This window comes from Aromatoleum toluvorans, assembly GCF_012910905.1.
In the GTDB taxonomy this organism is placed as follows: Bacteria; Pseudomonadota; Gammaproteobacteria; order Burkholderiales; family Rhodocyclaceae; genus Aromatoleum; species Aromatoleum toluvorans.
In genome coordinates, this window is the sequence record NZ_WTVN01000002.1 from 94,867 (window position 1) to 115,751 (window position 20,885).

General features: G+C 68.9%; 22 protein-coding genes. 9 read left to right on the top strand and 13 right to left on the bottom strand.

Annotation, left to right across the window (positions count from 1 at the left end):
• Positions 1–104: 104 nt before the first annotated feature.
• Positions 105–536, top strand: coding sequence for an RNA polymerase-binding protein DksA (gene dksA, locus GPA22_RS02105; protein ID WP_169254448.1), 432 nt, complete (start codon positions 105–107; stop codon positions 534–536).
• Positions 537–601: 65 nt separating this feature from the next.
• On the opposite strand, the gene lipA is transcribed toward dksA, so the two are convergent.
• The 11 genes from lipA to GPA22_RS02160 form a co-directional block, all read right to left on the bottom strand.
• Entirely contained in the window at positions 602–1,549 is a 948-nt protein-coding gene (lipA, locus tag GPA22_RS02110; protein ID WP_169254449.1) for a lipoyl synthase, read from the bottom strand.
• 50 nt (positions 1,550–1,599) lie between these two features.
• Positions 1,600–2,247, bottom strand: a complete 648-nt coding sequence (gene lipB / locus GPA22_RS02115; protein WP_169254450.1) for a lipoyl(octanoyl) transferase LipB — start codon at positions 2,245–2,247, stop codon at positions 1,600–1,602.
• Positions 2,247–2,519, bottom strand: a complete 273-nt coding sequence (locus GPA22_RS02120) for a DUF493 family protein (RefSeq protein WP_169254451.1) — start codon at positions 2,517–2,519, stop codon at positions 2,247–2,249. The genes lipB and GPA22_RS02120 overlap by 1 nt, the downstream gene beginning before the upstream one ends.
• Complete coding sequence (locus GPA22_RS02125; RefSeq protein ID WP_169254452.1) at positions 2,512–3,369, bottom strand: D-amino acid aminotransferase; 858 nt, start codon at positions 3,367–3,369, stop codon at positions 2,512–2,514. Before GPA22_RS02125 ends, GPA22_RS02120 begins: the two co-directional genes overlap by 8 nt.
• A 19-nt stretch (positions 3,370–3,388) precedes the next feature.
• Positions 3,389–4,516 carry a D-alanyl-D-alanine carboxypeptidase family protein gene (locus tag GPA22_RS02130; protein WP_169254453.1) on the bottom strand — a complete coding sequence of 376 codons (1,128 nt, stop codon included), beginning with the start codon at positions 4,514–4,516 and terminating at the stop codon, positions 3,389–3,391.
• A gap of 139 nt (positions 4,517–4,655) precedes the next feature.
• The gene (locus GPA22_RS02135) at positions 4,656–5,669 is read right to left on the bottom strand and encodes a septal ring lytic transglycosylase RlpA family protein (RefSeq protein ID WP_169254454.1); all 1,014 of its coding nucleotides are present in this window, start codon (positions 5,667–5,669) and stop codon (positions 4,656–4,658) included.
• 15 nt (positions 5,670–5,684) lie between these two features.
• Positions 5,685–6,827: a rod shape-determining protein RodA gene (gene rodA / locus GPA22_RS02140; protein ID WP_169254455.1), complete on the bottom strand. Its 1,143-nt coding sequence runs from the start codon at positions 6,825–6,827 to the stop codon at positions 5,685–5,687.
• Positions 6,824–8,812, bottom strand: a complete 1,989-nt coding sequence (gene mrdA, locus GPA22_RS02145) for a penicillin-binding protein 2 (RefSeq protein WP_246264001.1) — start codon at positions 8,810–8,812, stop codon at positions 6,824–6,826. Before mrdA ends, rodA begins: the two co-directional genes overlap by 4 nt.
• 4 nt (positions 8,813–8,816) lie before the next feature.
• Entirely contained in the window at positions 8,817–9,338 is a 522-nt protein-coding gene (gene mreD / locus GPA22_RS02150; RefSeq protein ID WP_169254456.1) for a rod shape-determining protein MreD, read from the bottom strand.
• Positions 9,339–9,342: 4 nt separating this feature from the next.
• The gene (gene mreC, locus GPA22_RS02155) at positions 9,343–10,242 is read right to left on the bottom strand and encodes a rod shape-determining protein MreC (RefSeq protein ID WP_169254457.1); all 900 of its coding nucleotides are present in this window, start codon (positions 10,240–10,242) and stop codon (positions 9,343–9,345) included.
• A 57-nt stretch (positions 10,243–10,299) separates the two neighbouring features.
• The gene (locus GPA22_RS02160; RefSeq protein ID WP_076602349.1) at positions 10,300–11,343 is read right to left on the bottom strand and encodes a rod shape-determining protein; all 1,044 of its coding nucleotides are present in this window, start codon (positions 11,341–11,343) and stop codon (positions 10,300–10,302) included.
• 113 nt (positions 11,344–11,456) lie between these two features.
• On the opposite strand from GPA22_RS02160, the gene gatC reads away from it, so the two are divergent.
• The 7 genes from gatC (at position 11,457) to GPA22_RS02195 (ending at position 18,273) form a co-directional block, all read left to right on the top strand.
• The gene (gatC, locus tag GPA22_RS02165) at positions 11,457–11,744 is read left to right on the top strand and encodes an Asp-tRNA(Asn)/Glu-tRNA(Gln) amidotransferase subunit GatC (RefSeq protein WP_169254458.1); all 288 of its coding nucleotides are present in this window, start codon (positions 11,457–11,459) and stop codon (positions 11,742–11,744) included.
• A 3-nt stretch (positions 11,745–11,747) separates the two neighbouring features.
• Positions 11,748–13,211, top strand: coding sequence for an Asp-tRNA(Asn)/Glu-tRNA(Gln) amidotransferase subunit GatA (gene gatA, locus GPA22_RS02170; protein WP_169254459.1), 1,464 nt, complete (start codon positions 11,748–11,750; stop codon positions 13,209–13,211).
• Between the two features lie 5 nt (positions 13,212–13,216).
• Positions 13,217–13,747: a hypothetical protein gene (locus GPA22_RS02175; RefSeq protein ID WP_169254460.1), complete on the top strand. Its 531-nt coding sequence runs from the start codon at positions 13,217–13,219 to the stop codon at positions 13,745–13,747.
• A gap of 33 nt (positions 13,748–13,780) precedes the next feature.
• Positions 13,781–15,238 (top strand): Asp-tRNA(Asn)/Glu-tRNA(Gln) amidotransferase subunit GatB, encoded by a 1,458-nt coding sequence (gene gatB / locus GPA22_RS02180; RefSeq protein WP_169254461.1) that lies wholly within the window; start codon positions 13,781–13,783, stop codon positions 15,236–15,238.
• Positions 15,239–15,276: 38 nt separating this feature from the next.
• Positions 15,277–16,098 (top strand): class II glutamine amidotransferase, encoded by an 822-nt coding sequence (locus GPA22_RS02185; protein ID WP_169254462.1) that lies wholly within the window; start codon positions 15,277–15,279, stop codon positions 16,096–16,098.
• Positions 16,099–16,168: 70 nt separating this feature from the next.
• Positions 16,169–16,591, top strand: coding sequence for an HIT domain-containing protein (locus GPA22_RS02190; protein WP_169254463.1), 423 nt, complete (start codon positions 16,169–16,171; stop codon positions 16,589–16,591).
• 44 nt (positions 16,592–16,635) lie between these two features.
• A complete protein-coding gene (locus GPA22_RS02195) occupies positions 16,636–18,273 on the top strand; it encodes a hypothetical protein (protein WP_169254464.1) in 1,638 nt (545 codons plus the stop codon).
• Here the strand turns inward: GPA22_RS02195 and phoR are convergent.
• Together phoR and phoB are read right to left on the bottom strand one after the other, a co-directional pair.
• A complete protein-coding gene (gene phoR / locus GPA22_RS02200; RefSeq protein WP_169254465.1) occupies positions 18,215–19,534 on the bottom strand; it encodes a phosphate regulon sensor histidine kinase PhoR in 1,320 nt (439 codons plus the stop codon). The two genes, GPA22_RS02195 and phoR, sit on opposite strands and share 59 nt — an antisense overlap.
• Before the next feature lie 58 nt (positions 19,535–19,592).
• On the bottom strand, positions 19,593–20,297 hold the full coding sequence (gene phoB, locus GPA22_RS02205; protein ID WP_169254466.1) for a phosphate regulon transcriptional regulator PhoB: 705 nt from the start codon (positions 20,295–20,297) through the stop codon (positions 19,593–19,595).
• Positions 20,298–20,460: 163 nt separating this feature from the next.
• Between phoB and GPA22_RS02210 the strand changes: the two genes are divergently transcribed.
• Positions 20,461–20,883, top strand: a complete 423-nt coding sequence (locus GPA22_RS02210) for a gamma-butyrobetaine hydroxylase family protein (RefSeq protein WP_169254467.1) — start codon at positions 20,461–20,463, stop codon at positions 20,881–20,883.
• The last annotated feature ends 2 nt before the right edge of the window (positions 20,884–20,885 follow it).

Here is a 20,885-nt window from a genome sequence, read left to right on the forward strand (position 1 = left end):
TACCCCCGCAACGGGTATCGCGTGCGTGCCGACGTTGCCCTTTTTTCATTTTTCTGACTTGCCCTGCCGTGCCGCGGCACACTGGGCGCCAACACGGAGAATTCATGATGACCGCAACAGCCGTGCGCTCACGCACACTCTCCGAAGCGGAAGTTCTGGCGATGTCGCCGGACGACTACATGAATCCGGCGCAGCTCGAATTCTTCCGCCAGCGGCTGCTCCACCTGCAAAAGGAACTCCGCGAAAACAGCGAGGAAACGCGCTCGCACCTGCGCGAAACGGTGGCGACCCCCGACGAGGCGGACCGGGCGACCCAGGAAGAGGAACAGGTGCTCGAGCAGCGCATCCGCGACCGCGAACTCAAGCTGCTGCACAAGGTGGAAGCGGCGCTGCGGCGCATCGAGGACGGCTCCTACGGCTACTGCGAGGTCAGCGGCGAGCCGATCGGCGTCGGCCGCCTGATCGCCCGCCCGACCGCGACGCTGAGCATCGAGGAACAGGAGCGCCACGAGCGCGAGGAGCGCCTGTACCGCTAAAAGGGCAAGGGCGCGACCGGGGCCTCGCCCCGGCCCCGCGTCCTACTGTCCTGCCGGCGAAGCGCTCAGACCACCCCGGCGCCGTGGGCCTGCTGGTCGGCCCAGTAGCTCGACCGCACCATCGGGCCGCAGGCGGCGTTCTTGAAGCCCATCTTCAGCGCTTCGGTCTCGAACATCTTGAAGGTGTCCGGGTGCACGTAGCGCAGCACCGGCAGGTGGCCGGTCGAGGGCTGCAGGTACTGGCCGATCGTCAGCATCTCGACGTCGTGCGCGCGCAGGTCGCGCATCACTTCGAGGATTTCCTCGTCGGTTTCGCCCAGGCCCACCATCAGGCCGGATTTCGTCGGCACCTGCGGGTGGCGCGCCTTGAATTCCTTCAGCAGCTTCAGCGAATACGCGTAGTCCGCACCGGGGCGGGCCTGCTTGTAGAGGCGCGGCACCGTCTCGAGGTTGTGGTTCATCACGTCGGGCGGCGCCTGGTCGAAGATCTCCAGCGCGATGTCCATGCGGCCGCGGAAGTCCGGCACCAGCACCTCGATCGCAGTCTTCGGCGACGCGGTGCGCGTCTCGCGGATGCACTCGACGAAGTGCTGGGCGCCGCCGTCGCGCAGGTCGTCGCGGTCCACGCTGGTGATCACGACGTAGTTGAGGCGCATCGCGGCAATGGTCTGCGCGAGATCCTTCGGCTCGTCGGCATTGAGCGGCTCGGGGCGGCCGTGGCCGACGTCGCAGAACGGGCAGCGGCGCGTGCAGATGTCGCCCATGATCATGAAGGTCGCCGTGCCCTTGCCGAAGCATTCGTGGATGTTCGGGCAGGAGGCTTCCTCGCACACCGTATGCAGCTTGTGGTCGCGCAGCGTCGCCTTGATCTCGTTGAAGCGCTCGGCTTCCTGGCCGGCGCCGAGCTTGATGCGGATCCATTCGGGCTTCTTCAGCCGCTCGGCGGGCACGATCTTGATCGGGATGCGCGCGGTCTTGTCGGCGCCACGCTGCTTGCGGTTCTCGGTACTCATGCGATTCTCTCGTCTCTTCGGGGTAGCGGGCGCTTGTGGCGCCTGCGGCATTATGGCCGGTCGGCGGCCGGCCGGGGTGCGAGCAGGCGCCCGAGGTGGGCAAGCAGGCGCTCCCCCACTGCGGCGACGCCGTCGGTCACGCCGAAATCCTTCATCCTGATCGTCTCCAGCCCCTCGTAGCCGCAGGGGTTGATCGCCGAGAACGGCGCGAGGTCCGCGTCGACGTTGAGCGCGAGGCCGTGATAGGTGCAGCCGTTCCTCACGCGCAGCCCCAGCGCGGCGATCTTCGCGCCGGCGATATACACGCCCGGTGCGCCGTCCTTGCGCTCGGCGGCGAGGCCGTAGTCGGCGAGGCAGTCGATCAGCGCCTGCTCCATCAGGCTCACCATCTCGCGCACCTTGATATGGCGGCGGTGCAGGTCGACGAGCAGATACACGACGATCTGGCCGGGGCCGTGGTAGGTGATCTGCCCGCCACGGTCGATCTTCACCAGCGGGATGCCGGTCTCGCGCAGCAGGTGCTCGGGCTTGCCCGCCTGGCCGAGCGTGAACACCGGCGGGTGTTCGAGCAGCCACAGCTCGTCGGCGGTCTCGTCGCTGCGGGCATCGGTGAAGGCGCGCATCGCCGCCCAGGTCGGCTCGTACTCGACGAGGCCGAGACGGCGCACGACCAGCGGCAGGGCCTCCGCCGCCGGCACTACAGCACCACCTTCACGAGCGGGTGCGCGGACAGGTCGCGGTACAGCGCGTCGAGCTGCGCCTTCGAGACGGCGCGGACGGTGCAGGTGAGCGACAGGTAGTTGCCCTTGCTCGACGGCCGCATCTCGACCGTCGCCGGATCGAAGTCCGGCGCGTGCGTGCGCACGACGGTGACGACCGCCTGCGCGAACTCGTCGACCCGCACGCCCATGATCTTGATCGGGAAGTCGCAGGGGAATTCGAGGAGGGTTTCCCGGCTCTGGTCAGTCACCACGCATCACCTTGCTCTTGAAATCCTGGTACCAGGCCAGCATCGTGCGCCCCACCGGCCCGGGCTTGCCGTCGCCGACCGGGCGCCCGTCGAGGCTGGTGATCGCGAGCACTTCCTTGGTCGACGAGGTCAGCCACACTTCGTCGGCCGTGCGCACCTCGTCCTCGAGGATCTCGCGCACCGCATGTTCGAGGCCGTGCCGGGCGGCGAGTTCCAGCACCACGTCGTAGGTGATGCCCGGCAGCATCAGGTGGCTCTTGGGCGGCGCGAGCAGCACGCCGTCCCTGACGATGAAGATGTTCGAGGCCGCGCCTTCGGTGAGGAAACCGTCGCGGAACAGCACCGTCTCGGCGCAGCCCTTGTCGACGGCGACCTGGCGCAGCAGGCAGTTCGCGAGCAGCGCGGTGGTCTTGAGGTCGCAGCGCGCCCAGCGGAAATCCGCCGCGCTCACCGCCGCGACGCCGCGCGCGAGCACTTCGGCCGGCGGCGTCACGAGCGCCTCGCTCATCAGGAACACCGTCGGCCGCGCCACCGCCGGAAAGGCGTGGTTGCGCCGCTCGTCGGGGCCGCGCGACACGTGCAGGTAGATCGACTGGTCGTCCCAGGCGTTGCGCGCGACGAGCTCGCGCACGATCGCCTCCCATTCCGCCGCCGGGTGCGGGTTCGGGATGCGCACCGCGTCCAGCGTGCGGCCGAGGCGCGCGATGTGCTCGGCGACGCGGAACGGGCGACGCGAATACGCCGGGATCACCTCGTAGGCGCCATCGCCGAAGAGGAAACCGCGATCCATCGGCGAGATGCGCGCCTCCGCCAGCGGCTGGTAGCTGCCATCGAGGTAACAGATGCTCATGGGCGCCTCAGCGGAAGCCTTACAGGCTCTTGATCCACATCACGATGGTGTCCCACAGGCGGCCGAAGAAGCCCGCGACCGGCACGTCCTGCAGCGCGACGACCGGGTATTCGCCGATCGGCTGGCCGTCGAGCGTGAGCTGCAGCGTGCCGACCTGCTGGCCCTTCTGCAGCGGCGCGACGACCGGCTGCTGGCTGGTGAGCTGGCTCTGGATCTTCTCGGCCTGGCCCTTGGGCAGGGAAATCACGAAATCGCTGAGGAAGCCGACCGGCAGTTCGTTCTGCTCGCCCTTCCACACGCGGAAGCGCGACAGCTCCTGATTCGCCGAATAGAGCTTGGCGGTGTCGAAGAACTGGAAGCCGTAGTTCAGCAGCTTGAGCGATTCCTGCGCGCGGATGGTGTCGGAATCCGTGCCCAGCACGACCGACACGAGGCGGCGCGGGCCGCGCAGGGCTGACGAGATCAGGCAGTAGCCGGCGTTCGCGGTGTGGCCGGTCTTGAGGCCGTCGACGGTCGGATCGAGCCACAGCAGGCGGTTGCGGTTCGGCTGCGTGATCTTGTTGTAGGTGTACTCCTTCTGCGAGTAGTAATGGTAATACTCGGGGAAGTCGCGCGAGATCGCCGACGCGAGCAGCGACAGGTCGCGCGCGGTGGTGTAGTGGTTGGGGTCGGGCAGGCCGGACGAGTTCATGAAGCTGGTGTTCTTCATGCCCAGGCGCTGCGCCTCGCGGTTCATCAGGTGCGCGAAGGATTCCTCGCTGCCGGCGATCAGCTCCGAGAGCGCGACGCAGGCGTCGTTGCCCGACTGGATGATCATGCCCTGCACGAGCTCACCGACCGTGACCGGCTTGTCGGGCTGGATGAACATGCGCGAGCCTTCCATGCGCCAGGCCTTCTCCGACACCGGCACGGTCTGTTCGAGCTTGATGCTGCCGCTCTTCAGCGCCGCGAAGGTCAGGTAGGCCGTCATCAGCTTGGTCAGCGACGCGGGCTCGATGCGCGCGTCGGCCTCGCGCGAGGCGAGCACCTGGCCGGTGGCCTGGTCCATCAGCAACCAGGAGCGGGCGGCGAGGGTGGGGGGCGGAACGTTCTGGGCGGAGACGGCGAAGGAGATGACGGCAAACAGCAGGGCGGCAAGGAAACGCATGAGCTTCAGCAGACGGATATAGGGCAGGAGTAAGAGGGAGAGAGCGGACGGCGCGAGGACCGGGGCAAAAGGTTAATTATAGTGGCTCGGCCGGCCCCCGACAGGAGACCGCTGCGGGCTGCAATTGGTTCAGATTGCATCAGCGCGTAACGACGAAGGGGCGGAACTTCAGCGCGCGCGCGATGCGTTCGGCCTCGCCCCTGGCCTCGTCGACCGAAGCGAAGGGCCCCAGACGCAGGCGGTAGCGCTTGCCGTCGGCGACCACTTCGAGGCGGTCGGCATGCTCGGCGAAGGTGTCGCGCACCATGCCGCGGAAACCGTCGGCACTCGCGGCGGACGAGAACGCGCCGAGCTGCAGGTAGATGCCGCGCGTGGCGTCCGTGAGCGTGGTCGGCTCGGCCATCGCGAGCTGCACGGGGGGCTCGACGGGCGAGGACTTCGGCGGCACGAGCGCCGCGGGCTTGCGGCCGGGCAGCGGCGGGATGGGCTTCTCGGTCGCGATCAGCTCGACGCCGTCGGGAATGATGGCCTCGACCTCGACCTCGGCGCTGCCGACGTTCACATAGCCGAGGCGATGCGCCGCGGCGTAGGAGAGATCCATGATGCGGCCCTTGTGGAAGGGCCCGCGGTCGTTGATGCGCACCACCACCGAGCGCCCGCTGGCGCGGTGCGTGACGCGCGCGTAGCTCGGGATCGGCAGCGTCGGGTGGGCGCCGGTCATCGCGTACATGTCGTAGGGCTCGCCGCTGGAGGTGGGCTGGCCGTGGAAGCGCTTGCCGTACCAGCTCGCGCGCCCGAGCTGGCGAAAAGGCATCAGCGCGGTGGCCGGCACGTAATCCTGGCCGAACACGTTATAGGGGCGATTGGCGAAACGGTGCAGGGGTTCCGCGCGCGGCTGGGCGTCGGGGATGTCGTCGAGGTTGGCGGGCGGGTTGTCGCCCGGGCCGTCGTCCTTGTAGTAGGCGCCGCCGCGCTTCTGCACGACCGCGCTCTTGCCGGGCGCCGGCGGGGGCGCGGGCTGGGCCTGCGTCGGGGCGGTGCCGGCCACCGGGGGCACGCTACCGCAGCCGGCGAGCGCCAGCACGGCCGCGACCAGGCCCGCGAAAAGCAGTCGGCGCGCGGCCGGGCCGGCTGGCAGGGGATGCGTCGGCATCTTCAGTCTCCGTAATCACGCCTGCGCGAGCACGCGGCTGCGCTGGATGCTCATCAGTATCCCGATGCCGAGACACAGCGTGACGAGCGCGGTTCCGCCATAGCTGATGAAGGGCAGCGGCACGCCCACGACCGGCAGGATACCGCTGACCATGCCCATATTCACGAACGCATAAGTGAAGAAGATCATCGTGATCGCGCCGCCGAGCAGGCGCGTGCCGAGCGTCGGCGCCATCGCCGCAATGTAGAAGCCGCGCAGCAGCAACAGCGTGTAGATCGCCAGCAGCGCGACGATGCCGATGAGGCCGAGCTCCTCGGCGAGCACCGAGAAGACGAAATCGGTGTGGCGTTCGGGCAGGAAGGCGAGATGCGTCTGCGTGCCGTCCATCCAGCCCTTGCCGAACACGCCGCCCGAGCCGATCGCGATCGTCGACTGGATGATGTGGAAGCCCTTGCCGAGCGGGTCCTGGGTCGGGTCGAGGAGGGTGCATACGCGGTGCTTCTGGTATTCGCGCAGGCCCGGCCAGTCGACGCCGGGCTGGCAGATCTGGTCGCCGAAGCCGACGATCGCGCCGATGCCGATCACGCCGACCGCGACGACCGGCACGATCAGCTTCCACGACAGGCCGGCGAAGTAGATCACATAGACGCCCGCGGCGGTCACGAGCAGGCTGGTGCCGAGATCGGGCTGTACCATGATCAGGCCGACCGGCACGACCAGCAGCAGGCCGGCGACGATGAATTCGCGCAGGCCGATCTGCCCCTCGCGCTGCTGGAAGTACCACGCGAGCATCAGCGGCATGGAAATCTTCATGATCTCGGACGGCTGGATGCGCGTCACGCCGATGTCCAGCCAGCGCGTCGCGCCCTTCGACGTCTCGCCGAAGAGATCGACCGCGACGAGCAGCAATACGCCGACGACGTACAGCGGCAACGCAAGGTTGAGCAGGCGCTGCGCCGGCAGCCGCGCCGCGGCCCACATCGCCGCCAGCGCGACGGCGGAATTGATCTGCAGCGACGCCACGCGCTCGGGCGAGGCGCTCACCATCACGAACATGGCGTAGGCAAGCAGCAGGCCGAGCAGCAGCAGCAGCGCCGGATCGATCGGCCGCAGGAAGGCGCGCAGCAGTTCGCGCGGGTGGAAACGCGTGTTGGTCATTCGGGACTGGCCTCCCCTGCGCGCGGCTCGGTGTCGCCCGGCCGCATGCCTGCGGCGCCCGCCGGCTCGGCCGCGTGCGCGTGGCCGGCGTGCTCGTCGCCCTCGTCGCCCGCATCGACGTCTTCGCCGGCCGGCTGGTCGCGGCGCTTGCCGAGCAGATGGTAATCGATCACCTGGCGCGCGATCGGCGCCGCCGACTGCGCGCCGAAACCGCCGTTCTCGACCAGCACCGCCAATGCGATCGTCGGCTTGTCGGCCGGCGCGTAGGCGATGAACCACGAGTGGTCGCGCAGGCGCTCGCTCACGCGCCCCTCGACGTAACGCTGGCCCCGCAGCGAGAACACCTGCGCCGTGCCGGTCTTGCCGCCGACCGAGTAGGGCGCGCCGGCGAAGGCGCGCGCGCCCGTGCCCACGCGGGTCACGTCCACCATCGCCTGACGCACCGCGGCCGCATGCTCGGGCTTGAACGGGATCGTGCGGATCGGCTCGGGCTCGACGGCGCGGCGCTCGCCGGTCACCGGATTGACCACGTTGCGCACGACGTGCGGCCGGAACAGCTTGCCGTCATTGACCAGCGCCGCGACCGCATTGGCCATCTGCAGCGGCGTGTAGGCGTTGTAGCCCTGGCCGATGCCGACCGAGATCGTCTCGCCGCCGAACCATTTCTGGTGCTCCCTGTTGCGGAAGCGCTTCCTCTTCCATTCGGGCGTCGGCAGCACGCCTTCGGCTTCGCCCGGCACATCGATGCCGGTACGCGCGCCGAAGCCGAACGGGCGCATGAAGTTCGCGATGCCGTCGATGCCGAGATCGTTGGCGAGCTGGTAGTAGTAGGTGTTGCACGAGACGACGATGGATTTCGGCAGATCGACCATGCCGTGCCCGCCGGGCTTGTCGTCCATGAAGCGGTGGCCGGCGAACATGAAGTAGCCCGGATCGGCAATCGCCTGGCTGATCGTGCGCTTGCCCGCGGTCAGGCCCGCCATCGCCATGAAGGGCTTGAAGGTCGAGCCGGGCGGGTAGGCACTGAAGATCGCGCGGTTCACCAGCGGGTGGTCGAGCGAATCGTTGAGCGCCTTCCAGTCCTCGGTCGAGATGCCGTCGACGAACAGGTTGGGGTCGAAGCCCGGCTTGGACACCAGCGCCAGCACGCCGCCGGTACTCGGTTCGATCGCGACGAGCGCGCCGCGGCGCTTGCCGAAGGCCGCCTCGGCGACTTTCTGCATCTCGACGTCGAGCGTCAGTTCGAGGTCGTTGCCCGCCAGGCCCGGCGTGCGCGCAAGCTGGCGCACTGCGCGTCCGCCCGCATTCACCTCGACCTGCTCGGCGCCGGTGACGCCGTGCAGCTCGGCCTCGTAGCTCTGCTCCAGCCCGCTCTTGCCGATATGCTCGGAGCCGCGGTAATTCGCCTCGTCGCCGGCCTCCTCGATGCGGTCGCGGTCGCGCTGGTTGATGCGGCCGATGTAGCCGACCACGTGCGACGCGAGTTCGCCCAGCGGGTAATCGCGGAACAGGCGCGCCTGCACCTCGACGCCGGGGAACTGGTAGCGCCGCGCGATCACCCGTGCGACTTCCTCCTCGGTCAGGCGGTTGCGCAGCGGCACGCTCTCGAAGTTCTTGCTCTCCTCGAGCAGCTTCCTGAAGCGGCGGCGGTCGCGCGCGTCGATCTCGACGATCTCGGCGAGCCCGTCGATGGTCGCGTCGAGGTCGCGCACGCGCGAGGGCGTGATCTCCAGCGTATAGGCTGCGTAGTTGCGCGCGAGCGGCACGCCGTTGCGGTCCACGATCGAACCGCGGCCGGGCACGATAGGCAGCAGCGCGATGCGGTTGTCCTCGGCGCGGGTGTGGTAGTACTCGTAGCGCAGCACCTGCAGGAACCAGAAGCGCGCGACCAGCAGACCGAAGCACACCGCGATGAAAAGGCCCGCGATCAGGACGCGGCGGCGAAAGCGCCCCAGTTCCTCGTCGGGGGTACGGAATTCCATCATGGGTTCAGATCGGCCGGTTGTCGTCCCGGTCCACCGGCTGGTATTGCGGCAGCAGCAGGAGATAGTTCAGCGGCACCCACAGCGCGGCGCTCGTGAAGCTGGACAGGAAGTACCACCAGCCGGGGAACTCGGCCCCGGCGACGACGCGCACGACGACCATGATCACCTGCGCCAGCAGCAGCAGCGGGAACATCTGCAGCGCCTGCTGCGTCGGCCCGAACCACAGCACGCGGCGCGACACCGTGGTCGCGAGGTAGCACAGCACGACGTAGGCCAGCGCATGCTGGCCCATCGCGGCGCCGTGGCCGATATCCACCAGCAGGCCGAACAGGAAGCCCGCGCCCATGCCGACGCGCAGCGGTTCGCGGATCGACCAGAAGGCCAGCACCAGCGCGACCCAGTCGGGCACGCCGGGCGTCAGTCCCGTCGGGATGTAGCTCAGCGCGAGCGCGATCAGCAGGCTCAGGTAGGCGAACCAGGTCTTCGCGGGCAGCAGGATGCGGCTGGAGCGGTGGGTCGGTTGCATCGCTTCAGCCCTTGCGACCCTTGCGCGGCGCGGCGGGTTCGGGTTCCGGCGCCGGGCGCGGCGGCGGCGCTTCGGCGCGGCTCAGCAGCAGCACCTGCGTCGTGCGCTCGACGCCGGCGACCGGCTCGCACACGATCACCGCGAAAGTCTGGGCATCGCGGTCGACGCTGACGACGTCGGCAACCGGCAGGCCGGCGAGGAAAAGGCCGTCGAGGCCCGAGGTCACGAGGCGGTCGCCGACGCGCACATCCGCCCCCGAGGGCGTGAAACGCAGCTCGAGCCGCCCCTGGCCGGCACCGGCGAGCACCCCGCGCAGGCCGTTGCGCGCCACCTGCACCGGTACCGCCTGTTCCTTGTCGGTGAGCAGCGTCACCTCGGCCTGCACCGGATAGACGCGCGTGACCTGGCCGATCATGCCCTGCTCGTTGACGACCGCCATGCCGGCCTGGACGCCCTGCTGGCTGCCGCGGTTGAGGATCACCTTGCGGTCGAACGGGTCGGGCGCGTCGTAGAGGATCTCGGCGGCGACGCTCTTCACCGCGACCGCAGCGCCCATGTCGAGCAGCCCGCGCAGGCGGCGGTTCTCCTCTTCGAGTTGCTCGAAGCGCAGCAGGCGCTGCGCCGCCTCCAGTTCGCGCCCGCGCAGCGCGGCGTTGTCCTTCTTCACGTCCACGAGCGTCCCGAAATATACCGCCGCATTGCGCACGAAGTCGGCCGGTGCGGCGGCCGCCATCTGTAGCGGCCAGGTCGCCACCGACAAGGCCTGGCGCATCACTTCGAGATAGCGGAACTTCAGGTCGGTGATCAGCATCGCCAGGCACACCGACACGAGCACCAGCAGCCGCACGAGCGGCGTGGGTCCCTGCTTGAAGATGGGTGGCGACGGATGACCGGCGAGGGACATCGTGAGGCTTATGCGGCGGAGTGCGGCAGGCGCAGGCGCCCGCCGCAACGGCGCGATTTACTCGGACGCGAAGATGGAGCCGAGCTTGTCCATCTTCTCCAGCGCCATGCCGCAGCCGCGCGCGACGCAGGTCAGCGGCTCCTCGGCGACGATCACGGGCAGGCCGGTCTCTTCCATCAGCAGGCGGTCGAGGTCGCGCAGCAGCGCGCCGCCGCCGGTCAGCACCATGCCGCGGTCGGCGATGTCGGCGCCCAGTTCGGGCGGGGTCTGTTCGAGCGCGATCTTCACCGCGGAGACGATCTGGTTGAGCGGTTCGGTCAGCGCCTCGAGGATCTCGTTCGACGAGATCGTGAAGCTGCGCGGGATGCCTTCGGCGAGGTTGCGCCCCTTCACTTCCATCTCGCGCACTTCCGAGCCGGGGAAGGCCGAGCCGATTTCCTTCTTGATGTTCTCGGCGGTGGTGTCGCCGATCAGCATGCCGTAGTTGCGGCGGATGTAGTTGACGATCGAATCGTCGAACTTGTCGCCGCCGACGCGCACCGAACCGGCATACACCATGCCGCCCAGCGAGATCACGCCGACCTCGGTGGTACCGCCGCCGATATCGACGACCATCGAGCCGGTCGCGTCCGACACCGGCAGGCCGGCGCCGATCGCCGCCGCCATCGGCTCTTCGATCAGGTACACCTGCGAGGCGCCCGCAGCGAGCGCCGCGTCACGGATCGCACGGCGCTCGACCTGGGTCGAACCGCAGGGCACGCAGATGATGATGCGCGGGCTCGGCGAGAACATGCGCGAGTCGTGCACCTTCTTGATGAACTGCTTGATCATCTGCTCGGTCACGACGAAGTCGGCGATCACGCCGTCCTTCATCGGGCGGATCGCGGTGATGTTGCCCGGCGTCTTGCCCAGCATCTGCTTCGCCGCATGGCCGACCGCCTGGATCGTGCGCTTGGCGTTGGGCCCGCCCTCGGTGCGGATCGCGACGACGGACGGCTCGTCGAGCACGATACCCTTGCCGCGCACGTAGATCAGCGTGTTCGCGGTGCCAAGGTCGATGGCCAGATCGTTGGAAAAATAAGAGCGCAGGAAACCAAACATGCGGAAGATCCCGAAACCGGTGAGGGAAGGTGGGGCAGATGCCCGGCCGGACTGGCGGCAAACGAGTATGATAACCTACAAATCTTTGTGATTTAAGCGGGTTTTGTTTCCTCATGTCGCTTACCACTGAACAGGTCCTGCGCATCGCGGGACTCGCGCGGCTCGAACTCGCCGAGGGCGAAATCGAGGCCACGCGCGCCAAGCTGAACGGAATTTTCGGCCTGATCGAACAGATGCAGGCGGTCGACACCCGCGGCGTCGAGCCGATGAGCCATCCCCAGGACGTCGCGCAGCGCCTGCGCGAGGACGCCGCCACCGAAGCGAACCGCCGCGAGGCCTTCCAGCGCGTCGCGCCGCAGACCGAAGCGGGCCTCTACCTCGTCCCGAAGGTCATCGAATAAGCCATGATCCACGCCAGCCTCACCGAACTGCGCGCCGCACTCGACGCGAAGCAGATCTCCAGCGTCGAGCTCGCGACGCTCTTCCTCGACCGCATCGCCGCGCACAACCCGACGCTCAACGCCTTCATCACCGTCGACCGCGACGGCGCGCTCGAGGCCGCCCGCGCCGCCGACGCGCGCATCGCCGCCGGCCAGGCCGGTCCGCTCACCGGCATCCCGCTCGCGCACAAGGACGTGTTCTGCACCGAAGGCCTGCTCACGACCTGCGGCTCGAAGATGCTGTCGAACTTCGTCAGCCCCTACGACGCCCACGCGGTCGCGCTGCTGAAGGCCGCCGGCGCCGTCACGCTGGGCAAGACCAACATGGACGAGTTCGCTATGGGCTCGTCGAACGAGAACTCGCACTACGGCCCGGTGAAGAACCCCTGGGATACGACGCGCATCCCGGGCGGCTCCTCGGGCGGCTCGGCCGCCGCGGTCGCCGCGCGCCTCGCGCCGATCGCCACCGGCACCGACACCGGCGGCTCGGTGCGCCAGCCCGCGTGCCATACCGGCATCACCGGCATCAAGCCGACCTACGGCGTCGTCAGCCGCTACGGCATGATCGCGTACGCGAGCTCGCTCGACCAGGGCGGCGCCTTCGGCGCATCCGCGGCCGACTGCGCGGCACTCCTCACCGCGATGGCGGGCTTTGACGAACGCGACTCGACCAGCCTCGACCGCCCCGCCGAAGACTACACGCGCGAGCTCGCCGCCCCCGCGAACGACCGGCCGCTCGCCGGCCTGCGCATCGGCCTGCCGCGCGAATTCTTCGCCGAAGGCATGGCCGACGACGTGCGCGCCGCGGTCGACGCTGCTCTCGACGAATACCGCAGGCTCGGCGCGACCACCGTCGAGGTGAGCCTGCCCAACGCCAAACTGGCGATTCCCGCCTACTACGTCATCGCGCCCGCCGAAGCCTCCAGCAACCTGTCGCGCTTCGACGGCGTGCGCTACGGCCACCGCGCCGCCGAGTACCGCGACCTCGCCGAGATGTACGCGAAGAGCCGCGCCGAAGGCTTCGGTGCGGAAGTGAAGCGCCGCATCCTGGTCGGCACCTACGTGCTGTCGCACGGCTACTACGACGCCTACTACCTGCAGGCGCAGAAGTTGCGTCGGCTCATCGCGCAGGACTTCCGGGCCGCGTTCGGGGAATGCGACGTGATCGCCGGCCCGACCAGCCCGACCACCGCGTGGGCGATCGGCGAGAAGACCGACGACCCGGTGCAGATGTACCTCTCGGACATCTACACGATCGCCGTGAACCTTGCCGGCCTGCCCGGCCTGTCGCACCCCTGCGGCTTCGGCGCCGGCAAGCTGCCGGTCGGCCTGCAGCTCATCGGCGACTACTTCGGCGAAGCGCGCCTGCTCGCCACTGCGCACCAGTATCAGCAGGCCACCGACTGGCACCTGCGCCGCCCGGGCTGATCGCCATGCGCCGCCTCCCTTCCGCCCTCCGCGCCGCGGCGCTCGCCGCCGCCGTGCTGCTCGGCGCGTGCGCGACGCCGCCGCCCGAGCGCAAGCCGGAACCACCTGCCGCGGCCACGCCGTCCCCGGCGCAAGCCGCCGCCGAGGCGGAGCCGAAGCGTGCGCTGCAGCGCGGCCGGCTCAAGCCGATGCCGGTGCGTCCGCTCTCGATCAAGACCGACTGCCACTTCAAGGACGAGGTCGGCTACGGCGGCAGCGCCGTGCTCGACATCAGCTATTCGGAGGTGCGCGCCTTCGCCGCCCACCTCGACGTGCCCAAGCGCGGCAGCTGCCAGTTCGATCTCGCCGACTTCAAGCAGGTGCTCAAGGAACCGCACGTCGAACTGCAGGCGCGCGACGGCTGCACCGTGCGGTTTTGGGAGCAGGGCGAGCAGGTCACCGTCGCATTCTCCGAATGCGCGAAACGCTGCACGCGCGGCACGTTCGAATATGTGTGGCCGATCCTGGTGGATCGGTCGAGCGGCCAGTGCAACTGACCGCGTGAAGAAACAACAGATACGAAGACGAACATGAGCAGATCGGATTGGGAAGTCGTCATCGGGCTGGAAGTGCATGCCCAGCTCAACACCGCGTCGAAGATTTTCTCCGGCGCCAGCACCGCCTTCGGCGCCGAGCCGAACGTGCAGGCCTGCGCCGTCGACATCGCGCTGCCGGGCGTGCTGCCGGTGCTCAACCGCGGCGCGGTCGAGCGCGCGATCCGCTTCGGCCTGGCGATCGGCGCCAACGTCGCGCCCCGCAGCGTGTTCGCGCGCAAGAACTACTTCTACCCGGATCTCCCCAAGGGCTACCAGATCAGCCAGTTCGAGCTGCCGGTGGTGCAGGGCGGCACGATCACGATCCACGTCGGCGAAGGGGACAAGGCCTACGAGAAGACCGTGCACCTCACCCGTGCGCACCTCGAGGAGGACGCCGGCAAGTCCCTGCACGAGGACTTCCACGGCATGAGCGGCATCGACCTCAACCGCGCCGGCACGCCGCTCCTGGAGATCGTGTCCGAGCCCGACATGCGCTCCTCGGCCGAGGCCGTCGCCTACGCCCGCACGCTGCACGCGCTGGTGCGCTGGATCGACATCTGCGACGGCAACATGCAGGAAGGCTCCTTCCGCTGCGACGCCAACGTCTCCGTGCGCCGCCCCGGCGGGCCGCTCGGCACGCGCCGCGAGATCAAGAACCTCAACTCCTTCCGCTTCCTGCAGCAGGCGATCGACTACGAGGTGCAGTGGCAGATCGACACCATCGAGGACGGCGGCAAGGTGCAGCAGGCGACGGTCCTGTTCGACCCCGACACCGGCGAGACGCGCATGATGCGCTCGAAGGAAGACGCGCACGACTACCGCTACTTCCCCGATCCCGACCTGCTGCCGCTGGTGATCTCACCCGAGTGGCAGGCGCGTGTTGCGTCCGGCATGCCCGAACTGCCGGGCGCGATGAAGGCGCGCTTCATGGAACAGTGGGGCCTCTCCGCGTACGACGCGACGACGCTCACCGCGTCGAAGGAAGTCGCCACCTTCTACCAGGCCACGGTGGACGCCGCCGGCGTCGCGCTCGCGAAGCCCTGCGCCAACTGGGTCATGGGCGACCTTGCGGCGCGGCTGAACAAGGCCGAACTCGACATCTCCGCGTCGCCGGTCTCGCCCGCGCAACTCGCGGGCCTCGTCGCACGCATCAGTGACGGCACGATCTCGAACAACATCGGCAAGAAGGTGTTCGAAGCCCTGTGGAACGGCGGAGGGGCGACGGCGGATGCGATCATCGAGGCCCAGGGCCTGCGCCAGACCAACGACGCCGGCGCGATCGAGGCGATGATCGACGAGGTCCTCGCGGCGAACCAGAAGTCGGTCGAGGAGTTCCGCGCCGGCAAGGAGAAGGCCTTCAACGCGCTCGTCGGCCAGGTCATGAAGGCGAGCAAGGGCAAGGCCAACCCGGCGCAGGTCAACGAACTGCTGAAACGCAAGCTGGAAGGCTGAAACCACCCTTTCACCGCAACACGCTCGGGGGACGCGCGATGTGCCAGCTCCTCGGAATGAACTGCAACGTGCCGACGGACATCTGCTTCTCGTTCGCCGGCTTCCAGGCGCGCGGCGGCGGCACCGACGTGCACGCCGACGGCTGGGGCATCGCCTTCTTCGAGGGGCGCGGCGTGCGCGTCTTCCTCGACCCCCAGCCCAGCGCCTCGTCGCCGGTCGCCGAGCTGGTGCGCAACTACCCGATCCGCTCGCTCAACGTCATCGCGCACATCCGCAAGGCCACCCAGGGCCAGGTCACGCTCGACAATACCCACCCCTTCCAGCGCGAGCTGTGGGGGAGCTACTGGATCTTCGCGCACAACGGCAACCTGCTCGACTACGCGCCGCGCTTCGACGGCCGCTTCCTGCCGGTCGGCAACACCGACTCGGAAACCGCATTCTGCGACATCCTGCAGCACCTCGCCGCCGAGTTCCCCGACGGTCCGCCGCCGGCCGAAGCCCTGTACGCGGCGCTGCGGCGCCTCGCGATCCGCATCGGCGCGCATGGTCCGTTCAACTTCCTGCTGTCGAACGGCGACTACCTCTTCGCGCACTGCTCGACGCGGCTCACCTACCTGATCCGCCAGGCCCCGTTCGCGACCGCGCACCTCGCCGACCAGGACCTCAGCGTCGATTTCAGCCGGCTCACGACCCCCGCCGACCGCGTCGCGGTGATCGCGACCGCGCCGCTGACCGACAACGAGGTGTGGCAGACGATCCCGGCCGGCACACTGCTCGCCTTCCGGCACGGTGCGATCGAGGCCCTGGGCGACACCGTGACGATCGCGGGCAATCCGTCCGCCGGCGCGGGCAGCGTGTAAATTTCGCTTCGCAGCGCCATGCCGACCAGCTAAAGTGGTCTTTCCGACGTCCTTGCCGAAGGGGAAGCCCGTGACCGATTGCCCACTGTGCCTGGCGGCCGACGAGACCCTCGTGTGGCGCGACGGCAGCTGCCGCGTCATCCTCGTCAGCGACGCCGATTACCCCGGCTTCTGCCGCGTCGTGTGGGGCCACCACGCCGCCGAGATGACCGACCTCACCCCGGGCGAGCAGCGCCACCTCCTCAACGTCGTGCTCGCGACCGAGGCCGCGCTGCGACAGCTGATGCGCCCCGACAAGATCAACCTCGCGAGCCTGGGCAACATGGTTCCGCACCTGCACTGGCATGTGATCCCGCGCTTCGCCGACGACACGCATTTTCCCCAGTCGGTGTGGAGCGCGCCCCAGCGCACCGGCGCACGCCGCGCCGCGCCGTCGGTCGAGGCGCTGGCCGCGACGCTCGTCGCCATGCTGACCGAACAGACCGCCGGCTGAGCCCGCGCCTCCGCCGCACCAACCCGAACGCACACGGAGAATCCATGGGTTATCACGACCCCGGCGAGTGCCTGGATCTGCTCGGCAAGCTGCGGCCGCTGAACGTCGACGAGAACCATCGACTGCTGTCGGACATGGTGCCGGCACTGCTGCAGGCCGGCCTCGCGCCCGAACCGCACCTCGAGATCCTCGAAGCCGCGCGCCCGCATGTCGCGCTTGCCCAGACGGAGATGTCCCGCCGCTACGCCGCGCATCCGCTGCCGCCCGACAGCGCCGAGAACGAAACGCTGCACGGCGTCGTCGCCCTGTGGGACGCCCTGGCCCAGTCCTATGCGCACATCGCGCGCACGAGCGGCGCCGAGCTCCTCCCGGCCGATCAGCGCGCGCTCCTCGCGCAGCGGCGCGTCCACTACGCCGGGATGGTCCCCCTCGAATACTTCCGCGCGCACCGCGCCCTCCCCGACGGCACCTGGACCGACCTGCACGACAGCTATTGCGCCGCCGAGGCGCTGGGCGTCGGCGCGATCCGCGTCCCGGATCCGCTCAACGACATCTGGAAGGCGCAAAGCCCCACGGAGGCCTTTGTTGCCGTGCTGCTCGTCGACCTGTCCAACCCGTACGGACGCAGCGAACGCGAGCTCGGATGGGTGTGCCGCTGGGCGCAGCGCTTCGCGCCCTATTGCGAGCTGCCCGGCGGGCCGGACGGCGAAGCGCCGCAACCCGCCGCCTACGGCCTCGATCTCAGCGCCGACCACGGCCTGCGGCCGCTCGGCGTGCTGCAGCCGTCGGGTTCGCTGCGCCGCTTCGACAGCAGCAAACTCGCCGGGCAGATCCAGTCGGTGTTCAAGCAGTTCAAGCAGGGCGTCACCCCATCCTCGCTCGGGCTCGGCGCGGACTGCGCGGTCGACGCCTGCTCCAGGCTGCTGCTCTCGCTCTACCGCCCCTGGGGCCTTGCGTCCGCCGGGCGGCGATTCCCGCGGCGCGGCGCCCACGGACGCGCCGAACTCGCGTCCGGCTGGTCCGCGATCGCATTCCACGTCGGGGGCAAGCCTTTCGAACAACCGCCGATCTATGCGACCCAGCGCAGCCTGCGCAACGACATCGCGCTGATGACCCTCGGCGAACGCGTCGCAGAGGCGGAAAGCACGCCCTGGTCGGAAGACGGACGCCGGCGTGCGGCAGCAAGACTCGGCTTTGCGTGCGAACACTGGCAGATTGCCGACCAGTCCGTCAGCGGCTTCCGCCTGTTCCAGAGCCCGCACACCCAGCGGCTCGTCCACCACCAGCTCGTGGGCGTGCGCCCGCCGGACGGCGAGCATTTCCTGCTCGCCCAGCTGAGCTGGCTCATGTACCGCGCCGACGGCGTCATGGAAGCCGGCGTCCAGGTCCTCGCGGGTTTGCCGAAAGTCGTCGCGGTGCGCTCCTCCGGCCTGAACAACCCGCGCGAACCCTTCGTCGAGGGCTTCCTGCTGCCCGCCACCCCGGCCCTGAAGGCCGACGCGTCGGTGATCCTCCCCGCGCAATGGTTCCAGCCGCAGCGGGTGATCGAGGTTGTCGACGACGGCCGGCGCTTCCAGTTGCGGCTCACGAAGCCGGTCCTGCGCGGCACCGACTTCGTGCAGGTCAGCTACGAGCCGCTGGATTCGCCTGACCCAGCCGCGCAGCCGGAAAGCGCGCGCTGAAACGGCTCCCCTTGCCGAGTTCGCTGGCGATGCGCAACTCGGCCTGGTGGCGCGACAGGATATGCTTGACGATCGCCAGGCCGAGGCCCGTGCCGCCGGTCTCGCGCGAACGGCCCCGGTCGACGCGGTAGAAACGCTCGGTCAGGCGCGGGATGTCCTCGGCCGCGATCCCGATGCCATCGTCCTCGACTGCGAATTCCCCGCCGCCCTCGCTGCAGGTCCAGCTCAGGCGGATGTGCCCGCCGGCCGGCGTGTAACGGACCGCATTGCTGGCGAGGTTGGCAAACGCCGAGCGCAGCTCCTTCGCGTTGCCGAGCAGCCGCGCGCACCCGGGGCGCGCGTCGATGCCGGCGTCGATCTCGTGCCGGCCGTTCGACAGCAGGCGCGTGTCCTCGGCGATGCTGTGCACGAGGTCGGCGACATCCACGCACTCCTCGACCGGCGCCGGCGCCCCGGTCTCGAGCGCCGACAGTGTCAGCAGATCCTCGATCAGCGTCTGCATGCGCAGCGACTGGTCCAGCGCGAGCTGCAGGAAGTTCGTCACGTCCTCGGGCGAAAAGTCGTCCCGGCCCTCGATCAGCGTTTCCAGAAAGCCCGTCACGACGGTCAGCGGCGTGCGCAGCTCGTGCGACACGTTGGCGATGAAATCGCGCCGCATCGTCTCGAGCTTCTCCAGCTGGCTGACGTCGCGCGACACCACCATCTTCTGGTCGTCGCCGAAGGGCACCACCTGCAGCAGCAGCGTGAGCCCAGCCCGGCGGGTCGAATGCAGCACCAGCGGTTCCGTGAAATCGCCCGCCTGCAGGAAGTGCACGAACTCCGGCTCGCGCACGAGCGTGGTCACGAGCGCGCCATGGTCGCGCCGGCTGTCGATGCCGAAATGCTGCTCCGCCTTGCGATTCAGCCACTCGATGCGGTTGCTCGCGGCGAGGTACAGCACGCCGTCGGGCATCGCCTGGCTCGCCTCGTGGAACCGGTCGAGCGCGCTCGTCAGGCGCTCGCGCAGATCGACGGACGTGCGCGAGCGCCGGTCCAGGTCGTAGTAGATATGCGCCCATATGCCGACCCCCGGGGGCAGCGACGAACCGACCGGTGCATAGGTCCATTCGACGAGCCGGTGCAGGTTCAGCAGCTGATAGACCAGCATCGCGACGATGCCGACGAACACCGTCCCCAGCGCCGCCACCTTGCCGCCCAGCGCACCGACGACCAGCGCCAGCAGCGCCACCAGGCCCAGCATGCGCACCGCCTGCCACCACACGTATCGCGTAACTTGTCTGATGGAGAAACTCCCGCTCGAAACCGACACTGCAGCGATCTTACACACCTGCCACGGCAGGCAGGGCCGACAGGCGGTAGCCGCTGCCCCGCACCGTCTGGATCAGGCCGTCCTGCCCGACCGGCTCCAGCGCCGCACGCAGACGGCGCACGTGCACATCCACCGTGCGCTCCTCGACGAACACGTGGTCGCCCCACACCTGGTCGAGCAGTTGCGCGCGCGAATGCACGCGCTCGGGATGGGTCATCAGGAAGTGCAGCAGGCGGAACTCGGTCGGCCCCAGCACCACCGGCCGCTCCCCCGCATTGACCCGGTGCGTCGCCGGATCGAGGCTCAGGCCCCCCAGCTGCACCGGATCCTCCGTCGCCTGCGGCGCACGGCGGCGCAGCACCGCCTTGATGCGCGCGACCAGCTCGCGCGGGCTGAAGGGCTTCGTGATGTAGTCGTCCGCCCCCATCTCCAGCCCCGCGACCTTGTCCTGCTCCTCGCCGCGCGCCGTCAGCATGATGATCGGAATGCCGCGCGTGCGCTCGTCCGCCCGCAGGCGGCGCGCCAGCTCGATCCCCGACATCCCCGGCAGCATCCAGTCGAGCAGCACCAGATCCGGCAGGGCATCGCGCACGATACGTTGCGCCGTCTCGGCATCACCGGCGCGCACCACGTGGTGGCCCGCCCGTCCGAGGTTTGCGGCAATCAGCTCCTGGATCGCCGGTTCGTCTTCCACCAGCAGGATGTTCGCGGCCATCTATGCACACTCCATGTCATTGCAGGCAGTGTATTGCAGGAAATTGACGATTTTGTGACAGGTCACGTTCCCGCAACAAGCGCCCCGACTGCGCCCGCAGGGCACGGGCGGGCCGCGATTCGGGTATGATTGATACCCCCTCCATCCACAAGCAGGGGCAAGCATGGCCGGCCTCGACGACGACACCCCCATCCCCACCGCACTCACGCTGCACCGCAAATCGCGCATGCTGGAAATCGCGTTCGGCGAGGGCAATGAATACTCGCTGCCCTTCGAGTACCTGCGTGTGTATTCCCCGTCCGCGGAAGTCCGCGGCCACGGCGTCGGCCAGGAGACCCTGCAGGTCGGCAAGCGCGACGTCGAGCTCCTCGACATCGAACCGGTCGGCCACTACGCCGTGAAGCTCGTGTTCTCCGACGGCCACGACAGCGGCCTGTATTCGTGGGACTACCTCCACATGCTCGCCACCCAGCACGACACGCTGTGGCAGCAGTACCTCGACCGCCTCAGCGAGGCCGGCGCGAGCCGCGACCCCGCCGACAACCCACCGCCCGCGCCCAGGCACGGCTGCGGCCACAAACACTGAAC